Raw genomic sequence first — 15,899 nt, forward strand, 5'->3', positions numbered from 1 at the left:
ACTATGAATTCTGCATACAAAATATTACATGTCATAGATCGGAGTTACGGGTGGGTCTGACCAGGGTTTCCGGTCTGCTGTTCGGTGGTGACTACAACCCCGAGCAGTGGCCGGAGCACGTCTGGGACGAGGACGTCAGGCTGATGTCCGAAGCCGGGGTCACCATGGCGACCGTCGCGGTCTTCTCCTGGTCCCGTCTCGAACCGCGCCCGGGGGAGTACGACTTCGGCTGGCTGGACCGGGTCCTGGACCTCCTCCACGAGCACGGCGTCGCCGCCGACCTGGCCACCGCCACCGCCACCCCGCCGCCCTGGCTGGTGCGCGAGCACCCCGAGGTGCTCCCGGTGGACGCCGCGGGGACCCGCCTCGACTTCGGCTCCCGCCAGAGCTACTGCCCCAGCTCACCGGTCTTCCGCGAGGCCACCGTACGGCTGGCGCGGGGGATGGCCGAGCGCTACGCGCACCACCCGGCGCTGGCCATGTGGCACATCGGCAACGAGTACGCCGACCACACCCTCGAATGCTTCTGCGAGGAGTCCGCCCGCCACTTCCGGCGCTGGCTGCGGGACCGCCACGGGTTCGTCGACGGCCTGAACGCCGCCTGGGGCACCTCCTGCTGGGGCCAGCACTACACCGCGTTCGACCAGGTCAACCCGCCGCGCAAGGCGCCGGGCCCGGTGAACCCGGCCCAAGTCCTCGACTGGCGCCGCTTCTGCTCCGACGCGCTGCTGGAGTGCTTCGAGCTGGAGAAGGCCGTGCTGCGCGAGGTCACCCCGGACGTCCCGGTGACCACCAACTTCATGAGCATCCTGCACGGCCTGGACTACTGGAAGTGGGCCGCGGCCGAGGACGTCGTCAGCGACGACGCCTACCCCGACCCCGCCGACCCCGCCTCGCACGTGGCCGTCGCGCTCAGCTACGACCTGATGCGCTCGCTGAAGCGGCGGCCGTGGATCCTGCTGGAGCAGGCGTCGAGCGCGGTGAGCTGGCGCGAGGTCAACGCGCCCAAACCGCCGGGGATGATGCGCCTGCACAGCCTCCAGGCGCTGGCCCACGGCGCGGACGGCGCGATGTTCTTCCAGTGGCGGCAGGCCAGGTACGGTCCGGAGAAGTTCCACTCCGCGCTGCTCCCGCACGGCGGCACCGCCTCGCGCGGCTGGCAGGACACGCTGCGGCTCGGCGCCGACCTCAGGCGTCTCGCCGAGATCGCCGGCTCCGGGACGCACGCCGACGTCGCGCTGGTCCTCGACTGGGACAGCTGGTGGGGCCTGGAGGCCCCCGAGTCGATGCCGTCCGACCGGCTCAGGCTCAAGCAGCTCCTGCAGTCCTGGTACGCGCCGATGCACGCCCGCGGCATCGCGGTGGACCTCGTCCCGGCGGGCCGCGACCTGTCCGGCTACCGCGTGGTGATCGCCCCCAACCTCTACATGTGCACCGAGGAGCAGGCCGGGCACCTGGCCGCCTTCGACGGGCACCTCATCGTCGGCCCGTTCAGCGGCGTCGTCGACCCGGCCGACCAGGTCCACGACGGCGGCGCCCCCGGCCCGCTGCGCGAGCTGCTCGGCCTGACGGTGGACGAGTTCTGGCCGCTCCCCGACGGCCTGACCCAGCGGGTACGGCTCGCGCCGGAGCTGCGGGGGGACGGGCCGCCGGCCGTACCGGCGCGGACCTGGGCCGAATGGCTCCGCGTCGAGGACGCCGAGGTGCTCGCCCGCTACGAGGGCGGCGACCTGGACGGTCAGGCGGCGATCACCCGGCGCGGGAACGCCACCTACCTGAGCTGCCTGCTCGACGACGTCACCCCCGTCCTGACCGAGGTCCTGGCGGCCGCGGGCGTCGAGCCGGTGGCCGACGTCCCCGAGGGCGTGGAGGCCACCCGCCGGGGCCGCTACCTCTTCCTGCTCAACCACGCGACGACCCCCGCCCGGCTGGACCTGCGGGAGCCGGGGACCGACCTGCTCACCGGCCGCGACCTGCGCGGCCGGATCGACATCCCGCCCCGCGACGCTGTGGTGCTCCGTACCGGAGCCGAGCCGGTCCAGGCCGAGCCGGGCGTAGCCGGGCCCACCGGAGCCGAGCCAACCGAAGGAGAACGGTGACACACCCCTACATCCCGAACGCCGAACCGGGCGTGCGGGCCGAGATGCTCGCCGCCATCGGCGCCGCGAGCGTCGAGGAGTTCTACGCGGCCATCCCGGCGGGCCTCCGCCTGGACCGGCCGCTGGACCTGCCCGCGCCGATGGCCTCCGAGCATGAGCTGGTCGTCCACATGCGCGGGCTGCTGGCACGCAACACCGACACCACCGAGGCGCTCAGCTTCCTGGGCCACGGCTGCTACCCGCACCACGTCCCGGCCGTCTGCGACGAGGTCAACGGGCGCGGCGAGTTCCTCACCGCCTACGCGGGCGAGCCGTACGAGGACCACGGCCGCTTCCAGGCCATGTTCGAGTACGTCAGCATGATGGCCGAACTGCTGGAGATGGACGTCGTCAACGTCCCGACCTACGACGGCTACCAGGCGTCCGGGACCGCGATCCGGATGGCGGCCCGCTACACCGGCCGCTCGAAGGTGCTGGTCAGCGGGGCCGTCAGCGCGGACAAGATGAGCAAGCTCCGCGACTTCCTCGCCCACGACATCGAGATCGTCGTCGCCCCGGTCGGGGCGGGCGGCGAGATCGGCGAGGTGGAGATCGACGAGACCTTCGCCGCGATCTACCTGGAGACCCCGAACGTCTACGGGGTCGTGGAGACGCGGGGCCGCGAGCTCGCCGACCTGGCGCACGGCGCCGGCGCGCTCCTGGTCGTCTCGGCCGACCCGATCTCGCTGGGCGTGCTCGCCCCGCCCGCCGCCTACGGCGCGGATATCGCCTGCGGCGACATCCAGTCGCTCGGCATGCACCAGAGCTACGGCGGCGGCCACGCCGGATACATCGCCACCCGCGACGAGGAGCGCCTGGTCGCCGAGTTCCCCTCGCGGCTGTTCGGCATCGCGCCCACCGCGGTCCCCGGCGAGTACGGCTTCGGCGACGTCTTCTACGACCGGACCTCCTTCGCCCACCGCGAGGAGGGCAAGGAATGGGTGGGCACCGCCGCCGCCCTGTGGGGCATCACGGCCGGGGTCTACCTCGCGCTGATGGGCCCCGAGGGCATGCGCGAGCTCGGCGAGACGGTCCTGGCCCGCACCCGCTACGCGATGGACCGGCTCGCCGCCGCCGGAGCCCGGGTGCTGCACCCGGACGCCGTCCACTTCCGCGAGTTCGCGATCGAGGTGCCCTCGGCCGGCGAGCTCCTGGCCGCGCTGCGCGGGCACGGCATCTTCGGCGGCGTCCGGCTGGACGACCGCACGCTGCTGGTCTGCGTGACCGAGCGGCACTCCAGGGACGACATCGACCGGCTGGCGGCAGCCGTACAGGAGGAACTGTCGTGAGTGGGCACTCAGGAGAGTCGTTCGCCGAGCTGCCGGTCGCGCCCAAGCCGCCGCTGCGCCGCTTCCACCAGGCCCGCTGGGACGAGCCGATCATCTTCGAGCAGTCGCGTCCCGGCCGCCGGGGCATCGCCGTACCGGCCGCGGGGGTGCCCGCGGTGGAACTGCCCGAGTCGGTACGGCGGGCCGAGCCGCCCAAGCTGCCCGAGATGGCGCAGCTCCACGTGCTGCGGCACTACGTCCGGCTGTCGCAGGAGAACCTGGGCGTCGACCAGGCCATCGCGGTCGGCCAGGGCACCTGCACCATGAAGTACAGCCCCAAGGTCAACGACCGCTTCGTCAACGACCCCAAGGTGGCCGAGCTCCACCCGCTCCAGCCCGACGACACCGTGCAGGGCGTCCTGGAGGTCTACTGGCGGCTGGAGCGGATGCTGGCCGAGATCTCCGGCATGAACCGGGTCTCGCTCCAGCCCGCCTCCGGGTCGGCCGCGATCTACGCCAACATCGCGATGATCCGCGCCTACCACGCCTCGCGCGGCGAGGGACGGCAGCGCGACCAGGTCATCACCACGATGTTCTCCCACCCGTCCAACGCGGCCTGCGCCAAGACCGCCGGGTACGAGGTCATCACGTTGATGCCGGACGAGAACGGCCACCCCGACATCGAGGCGCTGCGCGCCGCCGTCGGTCCCCGCACCGCGGCCCTGATGATCACCAACCCCGAGGACACGGGCATCTTCAACCCGCGCATCGAGGAGTTCGTCTCGCTGGTGCACGAGGCCGGCGGCCTGGCCTGCTACGACCAGGCCAACGCCAACGGCCTGCTGGGCATCACCCGCGCCGCCGACGCCGGGTTCGACCTGTGCCACTTCAACCTGCACAAGACCTTCTCCACCCCGCACGCGTGCGGCGGCCCGGCGGCCGGGGCGTGTGGCGTCTCCGAGGCGCTCGCGCCGTTCCTGCCCGGCCCGACCGTGGAGTTCGACGGGTCGGGTTACCGCCTCGACAACGGCCGCCCGCAGTCCGTCGGCAAGATGCGCCCCTTCCTCGGCGTCACCCCGAACGTGGTCCGCGCCTACGCCTGGGTCATGGCGCTGGGCGCCGAGGGGCTGCGCGAGGTCGCCGAGACCGCGGTGCTCAACAACAACTACCTGATGCACAAGATCCTGCGGATCCCCGGAGCCTCGGCCCACTGGGACGGCGGTCGCGTGGAGCAGGTCCGCTACTCCTGGCAGGGACTGTTCGAGGAGACGGGCGTGCACTCGGAGGAGATCGGCGTCCGCGCCGCCGACTTCGGCGTGCACTACTGGACCAGCCACCACCCCTATCTGGTCCCCGAGCCCTTCACCCTGGAGCCGACCGAGTCCTACTCCCAGGAGGACCTCGACGAGTACGCCGCGATCCTCGCCCACGTCGCCGACGAGGCCCGCCGCGATCCCGAGCACGTCAGGGGCGCCCCCTACAACCAGACGGTCCACAAGATCGATCAGACGTCGCTGGACGACCCCAAGCAGTGGTCGCCCAGCTGGCGCGCCTACACCCGCAAGCACCTCGCATGACCGTCGACCGGCCGGCCCGCCCCGCCACGCCCCGACCCCCCGCGGCGCCGGCGGCCTCCGCCACGTCCCCGGCGCCTCCGGCGGCGTCCGTGCCCCCGGGCGGCGGGGACCTCGTGGTCGGGCTGATCGTCAACCCGGTCGCGGGCATCGGCGGACCGGCCGGTCTCAAGGGCAGCGACGGCCCCGACGTCCAGCGGGAGGCCCTGGCCAGGGGGGCCTCCCTCCGGGCCGGGGACCGGGCGGCGCAGGCCGTGCGGACCCTGCTGGCCCGGCGTCCCGGCACGAGGATCCGCACCCTCGCCGGCCCGATGGGCGAGCACAGCGCGCGGGCGGCCGGGGCCGACCCGGAGCTCCTGCGGCTCCTGCCCGGCGACCCGTCGTCCCCGCGGGACACGACGGCGGCCGTCGCGGCCATGAAGGACGTCGACCTGCTGCTGTTCGCCGGGGGAGACGGCACCGCCAGGGACGTGCTCGACGGCTCGCCGTCCTGCCCGGTGCTCGGCGTCCCGGCGGGGGTGAAGGTCTACTCCGGGTGCTTCGCGCTCAGCCCCGCCACGGCGGGGGCGGCGGCCGCGGAGTTCGGCGGGGAGACGGCCGAGGCCGAGGTGGTGGACCTCGACGAGGAGGCCTACCGGCGGGGCCGGGTCGGTCCCCGGCTCTACGGCACCCTGCGCGTGCCCGCCGCCCGGACGCGCCTGTCGGGCCGCAAGGTCGGCTCGTCCTCCGCCGCCCCCGGATCGGCCGAGGGCATCGCACGGGAGGTCGTGGCCCGGATGCGGCCCGGCGCCCGCTACGTCCTCGGCCCCGGCGCCACCACCATGGCCGTCGGCCGGCGGCTCGGCCTGGCCACCACGCTGCTCGGCGTGGACGTGGTCCAGGACGGTGAGCTGGTCGCCGCGGACGTCACCGAGCGGCAGCTCGCCGATCTCGTCGACGGGCGCGAGAGCCACGCCGTCGTCTCGGTGATCGGCGGGCAGGGGTTCGTGCTCGGCCGGGGCAACCAGCAGATCAGCCCGGCCGTACTGAAAAAGATCATGGCCTCCGGAGGGCTGGTCGTCCTGGCCACCCAGCAGAAGCTGGCCGGCCTCGGCGGGCGGCCGCTGCTGGCCGACACCGGAGACCCGCAGGCGGACGCCCTCGTCGGCGGTCACGTCTCCGTCATCACCGGATATCGCGAGAGTGCGATGTACCGGATCCGTTCCGCGATCGAGGAGTTCTCCGCATGACCACCCTGACTGACAAGGTCGCCATCGTCACCGGCGGCGCGTCCGGCATCGGCCGGGCCACCGCGCTGCTCTTCGCCCGCCAGGGCGCGGCCGTCGTGGTCGCCGACCTCGACGCCCCCGGCGCCGCGAAGGTGGTCGGCGAGATCGAGGCCGAGGGCGGCAGGGCCGTGGCGGTCAGGACGGACGTGGCCTCCGAGGCCGACTGCGAGCGGGCCGTACGGACCGCCGTGGAGACCTTCGGCGGCCTGCACGTGCTGTTCAACAACGCGGGGATCATCCGGCGGACCACCGTCCTGGACATCGCGGCCGACGAGTGGGACCGGGTCATGGCGGTCAACGTCCGCTCGGTCTTCCTCATGTGCAAGCACGCGATCCCCGCCATGAAGGACGGCGGCTCGATCGTGAACACCGGCTCCGGCTGGGGCCTCAAGGGCGGCGGCAACGCCATCTCCTACTGCGCGTCCAAGGCCGCCGTGGTCAACATGACCCGCGCCCTGGCCATCGACCACGCCAAGGCCGGGATCCGCGTCAACTCGGTCAACCCGGGCGACACCGACACCCCCATGCTCCGCGAGGAGGCCCGCCAGCTCTCCGAGGACTGGGCCGCCTTCGCCGCCGACGCCGCCGACCGCCCGATGGGCCGCGCGGGCAGTCCCGACGAGATCGCCCAGGCCGTCCTCTTCCTGGCGAGCGACGCCGCCAGCTACGTCACCGGCGCGGCCCTGGTCGTCGACGGTGGCGGACTCGCCTGACCCACCCCCCTGAAAATCCCACCCCCCCAGGAGGCACACCGTGTCTTTCCCCATTTCCAAGAAGGCCCTGGCCGCAGCGGCCCTGGCCCTGACCGCCACCGTCACCGCCGCGTGCAGCGGGAGCGGCGGCGGCACGACCGGCGGCGGCGCGTCCGCCGGCGGAAAGGTCACCATCCGGTGGTCGACCTGGGGCTCGGCCGAGGACGTCGCGCTCTACAAGGGCTTCAACGACGACTTCATGAAGCGCCACCCGAACGTCGTGCTGAAGATGGAGACGGTCCCCAAGTACGAGGACTACCACCCCAAGCTCCTCACCCAGCTCACCTCCAAGACCGCGCCCGACGTCTTCTTCGTCGGCGACGACAACGTCGGCAAGTTCGTCGCCGCCGGGGTGCTCTCCCCGCTCAACGACAAGCTCGCCGGCCCGGACAGCAAGAGCAAGCCCGAGGACTTCTCCGAGGGCATCTACGGCGGGGCCAAGAAGGACGGCCAGATCTACGGCGTCCCGAACGACACCAACCCCGAGGTCCTCTGGTACGGCAAGAAGGCGCTCAAGGAGGCCGGGATCACCGAGGACCCGGCCGAGCTGAACGCGGCCGGCAAGTGGACCATGGCCAAATACCTGGAGATGAACGCCAAGCTCAAGGCGGCGGGCAAGGCCGGCTCCCTCTTCTGGAACTGGTACGGCTCGACCTACAGCGTCATCGGCGGCTTCGGCGGCAAGGTCTGGGACGGCGGCAGGTTCGTCGCCACCACCGACCCCAAGTCGCGCAAGGCCCTGGAGACCCTGGCCAAGGGCTACGCCGACAAGACCTTCCTGTCGGCCGACGTGCTGCCCGCCAGCAACGGCGCCAACACCCAGTTCCTCAAGGGCACCGCGGGCTTCTTCGCCGGCGGCCGGTGGATGATCGACGTGGTCAAGAAGGGCGGCGACCTGCCCAACTACGACATCGTGCCGTTCCCGTCGGAGACCGGCCAGCCGATTCCCGGCGCGGTCGCGGCCTCCTACCTGGCGCTGAACAAGGACTCCAAGAACGCCAAGGAGGCCTTCACCTTCCTGACCGAGTTCGTCAGCAAGGAGGGCCAGCTCCTACGCCTCAAGGGCGGCGGCGCGGTCCCGTCGGTCAAGGGCGCCGAGCAGATCGTGCTGGAGGGCAACTACCCGGCGCACGCCCAGACGCTCCTGGACGTCCGTGACACCGGCTTCGCCAACTACCCGGAGGAGGTGGCCGTGCCCGGTCTCACCAAGGAGATCAACGACCACCTGCTGAAGGTCTGGACCGGCAAGGTCGCCTTCGAGCAGGGCATGACCGAGCTCCAGGCCATCGTCGACGGCAAGATCGGATAGCGGCGGTGGGCGTCGTCACCCCGGCGCGCCCCGCCGCGAAGGCCCGGCCCGCACGCGCGGCGACGCGCGTGCGGCACCGGGACGGCTGGTGGGCCGCACTGTTCCTCGCTCCGCAGGTCATCGGCCTGCTGGCGTTCCTGGTCTTCCCGCTCGGGTTCGCGGTCGTGCTCGCGTTCATGAAGTGGGACGGGCTCGGCGAGAAGTCCTGGGCGGGCTTCGACAACTTCGCCGCCCAGCTCTCCGACCCCGACTTCGGCACGGCCGTCTGGAACACCGTCAAGCTCGCGTTCCTGACGGTCCCGGTCGGCCTGGCGCTCGCACTGCTCATCGCCCTCGCGCTGAACCAGGTCAAGGGCAAGACCTTCTACCGGGTCGTCTACTTCCTGCCGGTGGTCACCAGTTCGGTGGCGGTGGCCGTGATGTGGCAGATCATCCTGGCCAGCGGCGACTACGGCGTCCTCAACAGGACCGTCTACGACTGGTTCGGGATCGCGCTGCCCAACTGGCTGGAGGACCCGGGCTGGGTCATCGTGTCCATCGCGGTCGTGACCATCTGGTCCTCGCTCGGCCTCAACGTCGTGATCTTCCTGGCCGGGCTGCAGACCATCCCACCCGCGCTGATGGAGGCCGCCCGCATCGACGGCGCGGGCCCGATCCGCGTCTTCCGCTCGGTGACGCTGCCCATGATCTCCCCGACGGTCTTCTTCTCCACCGTGGTCGCGGTGATCAGCTCCTTCCAGGCGTTCGACCAGATCTACGTGCTGGTCAACCCCGACCACAACGACGGCGCCCGCACGATCGTCTACCAGATCTACGACCTGGGCTTCCAGAACTTCGAGTTCGGCATGAGCAGCGCCGCCGCGCTGATCCTGCTCGTGCTGACCCTGCTCGTCACCCTCGTCCAGTTCGGAGTGCAGAAGCGCTTCGTCCACTACGACTCCTAAGGGGAGGCGTCGATGGCTGTGATCCCCGGACCTTCCGGCGTCCCCGTCTCCCGCCGGCTGGGCAAGATCGCCCTGCACGTCGCGCTCATCGCCGGCGGACTGGCGATGCTGTTCCCGTTCGCCTGGATGCTGCTGACGTCGTTCAAGGGCGCGCACCAGATGCTCAACGCGCCGCTGGACTGGCTGCCCAACCCCTGGCGGGCGCAGAACTACCCCGACGCGTTCGGCGCGCTGCCCTTCGCCCAGGCCTACTGGAACAGCTTCTACATCGCGGTGCTCAACGTGCTCCTCACCCTGAGCACCTCCGCCATGGCCGCCTACGCCTTCGCCAGGATCCGCTTCCGCGGCTCGGGCCTGCTGTTCGGCCTGTTCCTGGCGACCCAGATGGTGCCGCAGCAGGTGACCGTCGTGCCGCTCTACCTGATGCTGGCGGAGCTAGGGTGGATCGACTCCCACCTGGCGCTGATCGTGCCCGGGTTCGTCAACCCCTTCGCGGTCTTCCTGCTGCGCCAGTTCATCCGGGCGGTCCCGATCGAGCTGGAGGAGGCGGCCCGCCTCGACGGCGCCAACCGCTGGACGATCTTCTGGCGGGTCGTGCTGCCCAACGTCAGGCCCGGCCTGGGCGCGCTGGGCATCATCGTCTTCCTGGCGAGCTGGAACAGCTTCTTCTTCCCGCTGATCTTCCTGAACTCGCCGGAGCTGGCCACCGTGCCGCTGCTGGTCAGCCAGTTCGCCGATCAGCGCGGCGCCACCGACTACGGCCTCACCCTCGCCGCCTCGGCCATCTCGGTCATCCCGATGATGATCGCTTTCCTGATCGGCCAGCGGCGCATTCTCAACAGCATGGCCATGTCCGGCCTGGGAGGACGCTGACGATGCTCGACCTTCGTGAGAGACCCTTCACCGAGCGGGGGTCCCGGCTGCTGGTGATGGCCGCCGAGGACGGCTCGCTCTGGATCGCCCGCGCCGAGTACGAGACCCGGCTGTCGGAGACGACCGTCCTGACCGGCCTGCGGCTGTTCCGCGGCGACGCCGAGCTGCCCGTACGGCATGCGCGCCCCGACCGGATCTCCTTCGAGGGGGGCGTGGACCTGGTCTTCGCCGACGCCGGGACGCTGGTGCTGACCGGCTCGGCGGCGCGGGCGGTCTGGGATGGCGGCGCCGGAGACGTCGACGGGACCCTCGTGCTGGTGGGGCAGGCGCGCCCGTACGACGGCGCGGCGCTGCTGGAGGCGGCCGCGCGGCGCCGTCAGGAGTGGGCCGGGCGGATGCCGGCCGTGCCGGAGGGGCTGCGGGAGCGGGCCGAGCAGGCATGGTGGACGCTGGGGGTGAACCTGCTGCCCATCGCGTTCGCGGGCGGCCGGGAGGGCGTCGTCCCCTCCAAGTTCGGATATGTCGGCATCTGGAACTGGGACGCGTACTTCCACGCCGTCGGCCTGCGCCATGCCGACCCCGAACTCGCCCGCGACCAGATCCGCATCCTCCTGGACCACCAGCGCCCCGACGGCCTCATCCCCGACGTGGTCCACGACCTGGGCGTGCTCGCCGAGACCACCGACCTGCCCCGCTCCGACCACGCCCGCCTGGCCCAGCACGTCGGTCAGGCCGGCGGGACGGAGCGGGGGGCCGCTTCCCCGGAGGACGGGCCGATCGGCGGCGTCGTCCCGGTGACCAAGCCACCGCTCACCGCATGGGCCGTCTGGAAGATCCATGAGGTCGCCCCGGACCTGGGGTTCCTCGCGGAGGTCTACGGGCCGATCACCCGCTCGCACGAGTGGTGGCTGACCGTCTCCGACCCGGACGGGGACGGGCTCGCCGAGTATCTCCACCCGTACTCGTCCGGCCTGGACGACAGCCCGATCTGGGACCACGGCCCTCGCGCCGAGCCCCCGGACCTCAACTCCTACCTGGCCCTGCAGGCCGACCGGCTGGGCGACATCGCCGAGGCGCTGGGCCGTACCGAGGAGGCGGCGGCCTGGCGGAAGCGGGCGGCCGAGCACGTCGATCTGCTGGTGACCAGGCGCTGGAACGGCAGGCGGTTCGTCACCCTGACCACGTCCGCACCCGGCCCCTCGGCCCCGGCGGGTACGGCCGGCGCCGTGACCGAGGTGGCGACCCGGACCCCGCTGGAGCTGCTGCCGCTGCTCACCGGACGCCTCCCCCGGGAGATCGCCGGGCGCCTGGTGGCCGACCTGCTCTCCCCGTCCTTCTGGGGCGAGCGGCCGGTGCCCACGGTCGCCTTCGACGACCCGGACTTCGACCCCGACGCCATGTGGCGCGGCCCGGTCTGGCTCAACGTCAACTACCTGCTGATCGAGGGCCTGCACCGTTCCGGCTACGCCGAGGTGGCCGAGGAGCTGACCCGGCGGACCCTGGACATGGTGAACGCCGGTGGCGGCCTGTACGAATACTGGAACCCGCTCACCGGCGCCCGCGCGGCCCGCGCGACCAGCGGCTTCGGCTGGTCGTCCGCGCTCTTCCTCGATCTGGCAGCAGGTCAGGCGTGCTCGGCTGTGTAAGACAGTTCGTGTTACATTGACGGCATGACGACGGTGACGGTGCGTCTCGACGAGAAGACGCGCAAAGAGCTTGAGCAGGTCGCCGAGGAGATGGGCGAATCGATCTCGGAGGTCGTTCGCAAGGCCATCCACCTCGCGTGGTTCACCACCATGCAGGAGCGGATGCGGAAGGAGTCGGCCGAGATCGCCAGCGATCCGGCCGAGCGGGAAGAGGCCGAGCGGATCAGGGAGTGGGCCCGCTACCTTGCTTCGTAAGGGGTCCGTCTTCCACGTGACTCTCCCCGCCCGCTCCCCGGACCACACGCAGCAGGGGCGGAGATACGCCGTCGTGGTGACCGCCACGAGCTTCATCGGATCGGTTGTGACGGTGGCGCCCACGTCGACCTCCGCCCGGGCGAGCTTGACCCGCCCCGAGGTGGAGATCGACGGCCGCAAATGCCGGATCCTGCTTGAGCAGATGCTGGCGGTGGACATCGCCAAGCTCACGCAGTGGGTCGGAATCCTGGAGGACGACGAGCTGGACGCACTGGATGACGCGCTGAGGCTGTATCACGGCCTCCTGTGATCCGCGCTCGCGCCTCCTCCTCGATCCGGCCTCAGGTCAGGCGTGCTCGGCCGGGATGGTGCCGAGGCGGCCGGCCTGGTAGTCCTCGAACGCCTTGGCGAGCTCCTCCTGGGTGTTCATCACGAACGGGCCGTAGTGCGCGACCGGCTCGCCGATCGGGCGGCCGCCCAGCACGATGACCTCCAGGTTGGGGCTGCGGCTCTCCTGGCTCCCGGACGCCCAGAGGGTGAGGCCCTCCCCCTCGGTGCCGAGGCCGGGGAGGGGGCCGAAGCCGTCGAAGACCGCGAGCTGGCCCGACTCGATCGGCTGCCTGTCGGCGCCGGCGCCGCCCCGCCCGGAGAGGACGTAGGCGAGCGCGTTGAAGTCCTTGCGCCAGGGCAGCGTGAGGCGGGAGCCGGGGCTGAGGGAGGCGTGCAGCAGGGTGATCGGGGTCCTCGTGCTGCCGGGGCCGGTGAACCCGGCGACCTCACCCGCGATCAGGCGGACCAGCGCTCCGCCGTCGTGGCTGCTGAGCAGGACGACGTTGGACCTGCCGATGTCCTGGTAGTTGGGCGCGACCATCTTCTGGCTGCCCGGCAGGTTGACCCAGAGCTGGATGCCGTGGAACAGGCCGCCCTTCTGGACCAGCCACTCCGGGGGAGCCTCCTTGTGCAGGATTCCTCCGCCGGCGGTCATCCACTGCGTGTCGCCGTCGGAGATCGTGCCGCCGCCGCCGTGGGAGTCGGCGTGGTCCATCACGCCGTCGATCATGTAGGTGACGGTCTCGAAGCCCCGGTGCGGGTGCCAGGGGGTCCCCTTCGGCTCGCCCGGAGCGTAGTCCACCTCGCCCATCTGATCCATCATGATGAACGGGTCGAGATACTGGGGCTTGATCGTCGCCAGGGCCTTCCGCACGGGGAAGCCCTCGCCCTCGAATCCGCTGGGCGCGGTCGTCACGGCCAGCACCTCGCGCTCGCGCACCGCGCCGAGAGGCTGGGGCAGGCGGGGCAGGGTCAACGGGTTCTCTACGGTCACGGCGGGCATTTCGGACTCCTTCCTGCGGGATTCGCTGGTACTAACTCAGTTGATTGTTCAACTATTCCGCAGGGGTCGGGGCCGTGACACGGTGAGCGCCACGGCCCCGGAGCCGCCCGTTCCCCCGCCCGGTGCGGCTCACTCCGGGGTCTTGGCTCCCTGCATCGTGCCGACCATGGCCTTGACCAGAACCTGTTTCAACGTGGGCAGCAGGTCCTTTCCGCTCTCTCCGTTCATCGCGTTGGACGCCACGGTGTAGGAGTTGGAACCGATGTAGAAGGAGGCGAAGTTGCCCGCGTCGTTGTCGAGCACCTTCCCCAGAGGGCCGACCCTGGTGAGGTCCCAGACGCCGAAGAAGACCAGGCAGGCGGCGAAGTCCTTCATGGTCATCGTGGCGTTGTCCTCGAACGATCCGGGGCCGTCGCCGAACGCCGCCTTGGCGCCGATCGACAGGGTGGTGTCGCCGAGGGCGAAGAAGGCGCTTCCGGCGGCGTACTGCGCCATCTTCTTCCGCACGATCTCCGCGACGTATCTCTGGAAGAGCATCATCAGGTACTCGACCTGATATTGCCTGCGCAGTTTGTCCGCCGCCCATTTGATGGCGGCGGAGCCGGGGCCGCCCACCAGCGGCCAGGCTCCGGCGAACAACAGCTGCGCGACCTCGGTCGCCGCGAGGACTTTGAGCGCGTGCTGGGTGGCCTCCACCGCCTCGGCGTACTCCTCGCACGCCTCGGCGGTGCGCTCGCAGTGGGCGGTGACCGCCTCGGCGTAGTCGGGGAAGGAGAAACGGGCCGTCGGCCCCTGGGTGCCGGAAGGCAGGGAACTGAACAGGCCGCCCGCCCAGAAGGCGCGGAACGCGTCGCTGCCCTCGCTGGGGTTGTTCCGCCACACGCGTGTGGCCTGCCGTTCCATGTCTCCCTGGGATGTCGCCACCAGCGCGCCGATCGACCGCCAGACGGCGGCGGCCCGGCGTGCCCCGTCCGGATCGCCCTCCGGCCACCGCCGGTAGATGTCGTTGAGGACGATCCCCATCATGCCCGCCGCCCCCAGCGGGAACAGCGCCGAGCGGTTGAGCCTCATCGGAGGATCCTGGGCATCTCGGCGATACTGGCCCAGTCGGCAGCCTCCACGTTTCTCCCCATGTCGTGAAGGCGGGTCGCGACGCCGGTGTAGAAGAACGAGATGGCGCTCGACTCGGTCATGACCGCCTCGGCCGTCGCCGCGTAGCCGGGCACTTCGGCGTCGCCGCTGTAGAACTTCATGCCCGCCTCGTCGCCGCCCCAGAAGTCACCCACCGCGATCAGTTCGTTCACCTCCTTGATGAGCGCGCCGGTGAGGTCGCCGCTCTCGATGTGGAACGCCTTCGCGATGGACGACTTCAGGTCGTCCGGGGACATCGCCAGTTCGGTGGGTGGTCCCTGCCGTGCGGCGGATCTTCCCCCGGACGCGTCTGGGGGACCATAGGACGGAGCCTCGGACATGTGCACTCCCGTGCTGTGAACCATGGACACGGCACGTCGGCGGTACCCGGCGTGCCGGAAATATCATTTATTGTAAGTAGGAAATACCAAGAATATACCGACGGGGCCGCCCGGTGGCAGGAAGAGCCGCCCGCCTCCGCTCAGCCGAAAACCTCCGGTGGGCCTCCGTTCGGCCGGAGCCCCCGGTGGGCCTCCGTTCAGCCGAAGACCCCCGGCGGGGGGACAGGGACGACGACGGCGTCGCCGTCGTTGAGCGGCGGAGCTCCGGCGACGAACTTGGTCAGGTCCTCGCCGTACACGCACCGGGCCTGAGTGATGCCGCCGGCGGCCCGCCGGGTCAGGCCGGTGAGGGGCAGCCCGGCGCGGGAGGCGGCGACGATGAGGTTGCCGAAGCGGCGGCCCCGCATGACGCCGGGGTCGGCGAGCAGCGCCATGTGGGGGAAGGTGCCGCCGACGGTGGCGAGCACCCGGCGGACGAAGGCCAGGCCCTTGCCGTCGGCGATGTTGATCAACAGGGTCCCGGCCGGGCGCAGGACGCGGGCGACGTCGCCCATGTACTCGGAGGTGGCCAGGTCGAGCGGCATCGTGGCACCGCTGAAGGCGTCCAGCACGATCAGGTCGGCCGAGACGTCCTGGAGCCCGGCGGTCGCCGTACGGCCGTCGAGGACCTTCACCTTGAGGCGGGGCACCGACTTCAGGTTGAGCTGGTCCCTGACGAGCTGGACGAGGCCCCCGTCCGGCTCGGCGACGATCTGCCGCGACCCCGGGCGGGTCGCCGCCACGTAGCGGGGGAGGGTGCAGGCGCAGCCCCCCACGTGCACGGTGTCCAGGGGGCCCTCGTCGAGCAGGTCGATCACAGCGGCCATCAGCCGGACGTATTCGAAGTCGAGATAGGTCGGATCCTCCAGGTCCACATAGGACTGGGGCACGCCGTCCTTGGAGATCACCCAGCCGGAGGGACGGTCCAGATCCCCGAGGAGCTCGACCTCGCCGAAGGTCACCGGATAACGGCCCGGCATCGGCCCCCTCGGTTCCCGCCTGACCATCACCTTTGATCCTCTTTCCTC

15 protein-coding genes are annotated in these 15,899 nt (G+C 71.0%); 11 read left to right on the forward strand and 4 right to left on the reverse strand.

From position 1 onward, the window contains the following. The first annotated feature begins 50 nt into the window (after positions 1-50). The 11 genes from BM085_RS33565 to BM085_RS33615 are packed head-to-tail and all read left to right on the forward strand — an operon-like array spanning position 51 to position 12,337. Positions 51-2,099: a beta-galactosidase gene (locus BM085_RS33565; protein ID WP_245789848.1), complete on the forward strand. Its 2,049-nt coding sequence runs from the start codon at positions 51-53 to the stop codon at positions 2,097-2,099. Then, the gene (gene gcvPA / locus BM085_RS33570; protein ID WP_093890837.1) at positions 2,096-3,427 is read left to right on the forward strand and encodes an aminomethyl-transferring glycine dehydrogenase subunit GcvPA; all 1,332 of its coding nucleotides are present in this window, start codon (positions 2,096-2,098) and stop codon (positions 3,425-3,427) included. The genes BM085_RS33565 and gcvPA overlap by 4 nt, the downstream gene beginning before the upstream one ends. Continuing rightward, positions 3,424-4,983, forward strand: a complete 1,560-nt coding sequence (gene gcvPB, locus BM085_RS33575; RefSeq protein WP_093890838.1) for an aminomethyl-transferring glycine dehydrogenase subunit GcvPB — start codon at positions 3,424-3,426, stop codon at positions 4,981-4,983. The genes gcvPA and gcvPB overlap by 4 nt, the downstream gene beginning before the upstream one ends. Next, entirely contained in the window at positions 4,980-6,209 is a 1,230-nt protein-coding gene (locus BM085_RS33580; protein WP_093890839.1) for an ATP-NAD kinase family protein, read from the forward strand. The genes gcvPB and BM085_RS33580 overlap by 4 nt, the downstream gene beginning before the upstream one ends. Then, on the forward strand, positions 6,206-6,961 hold the full coding sequence (locus tag BM085_RS33585) for an SDR family NAD(P)-dependent oxidoreductase (protein WP_093890840.1): 756 nt from the start codon (positions 6,206-6,208) through the stop codon (positions 6,959-6,961). Before BM085_RS33580 ends, BM085_RS33585 begins: the two co-directional genes overlap by 4 nt. A gap of 40 nt (positions 6,962-7,001) precedes the next feature. Then, positions 7,002-8,309, forward strand: coding sequence for an ABC transporter substrate-binding protein (locus BM085_RS33590; protein ID WP_093890841.1), 1,308 nt, complete (start codon positions 7,002-7,004; stop codon positions 8,307-8,309). Between the two features lie 5 nt (positions 8,310-8,314). Continuing rightward, entirely contained in the window at positions 8,315-9,253 is a 939-nt protein-coding gene (locus BM085_RS33595; RefSeq protein WP_093890842.1) for a carbohydrate ABC transporter permease, read from the forward strand. A 12-nt stretch (positions 9,254-9,265) separates the two neighbouring features. Further along, on the forward strand, positions 9,266-10,126 hold the full coding sequence (locus BM085_RS33600) for a carbohydrate ABC transporter permease (RefSeq protein ID WP_093890843.1): 861 nt from the start codon (positions 9,266-9,268) through the stop codon (positions 10,124-10,126). A 2-nt stretch (positions 10,127-10,128) separates the two neighbouring features. After that, complete coding sequence (locus BM085_RS33605) at positions 10,129-11,772, forward strand: amylo-alpha-1,6-glucosidase (protein ID WP_093890844.1); 1,644 nt, start codon at positions 10,129-10,131, stop codon at positions 11,770-11,772. Between the two features lie 24 nt (positions 11,773-11,796). Then, the gene (locus tag BM085_RS33610; RefSeq protein WP_012894092.1) at positions 11,797-12,027 is read left to right on the forward strand and encodes a DUF6290 family protein; all 231 of its coding nucleotides are present in this window, start codon (positions 11,797-11,799) and stop codon (positions 12,025-12,027) included. After that, entirely contained in the window at positions 12,017-12,337 is a 321-nt protein-coding gene (locus tag BM085_RS33615; protein ID WP_093890845.1) for a type II toxin-antitoxin system PemK/MazF family toxin, read from the forward strand. The genes BM085_RS33610 and BM085_RS33615 overlap by 11 nt, the downstream gene beginning before the upstream one ends. A 36-nt stretch (positions 12,338-12,373) precedes the next feature. On the opposite strand, the gene BM085_RS33620 is transcribed toward BM085_RS33615, so the two are convergent. The 4 genes from BM085_RS33620 to BM085_RS33635 form a co-directional block, all read right to left on the reverse strand. Further along, positions 12,374-13,360: a pirin family protein gene (locus tag BM085_RS33620; protein WP_093890846.1), complete on the reverse strand. Its 987-nt coding sequence runs from the start codon at positions 13,358-13,360 to the stop codon at positions 12,374-12,376. Between the two features lie 129 nt (positions 13,361-13,489). After that, entirely contained in the window at positions 13,490-14,431 is a 942-nt protein-coding gene (locus BM085_RS33625) for a WXG100-like domain-containing protein (protein ID WP_093890847.1), read from the reverse strand. Next, complete coding sequence (locus BM085_RS33630; protein WP_093890848.1) at positions 14,428-14,748, reverse strand: hypothetical protein; 321 nt, start codon at positions 14,746-14,748, stop codon at positions 14,428-14,430. The genes BM085_RS33625 and BM085_RS33630 overlap by 4 nt, the downstream gene beginning before the upstream one ends. Positions 14,749-15,029: 281 nt before the next feature. Then, positions 15,030-15,878 (reverse strand): spermidine synthase, encoded by an 849-nt coding sequence (locus tag BM085_RS33635; RefSeq protein WP_245789849.1) that lies wholly within the window; start codon positions 15,876-15,878, stop codon positions 15,030-15,032. Positions 15,879-15,899 lie beyond the last annotated feature (21 nt).

This window comes from Streptosporangium canum, assembly GCF_900113865.1.
Classification (GTDB): Bacteria; Actinomycetota; Actinomycetes; order Streptosporangiales; family Streptosporangiaceae; genus Streptosporangium; species Streptosporangium canum.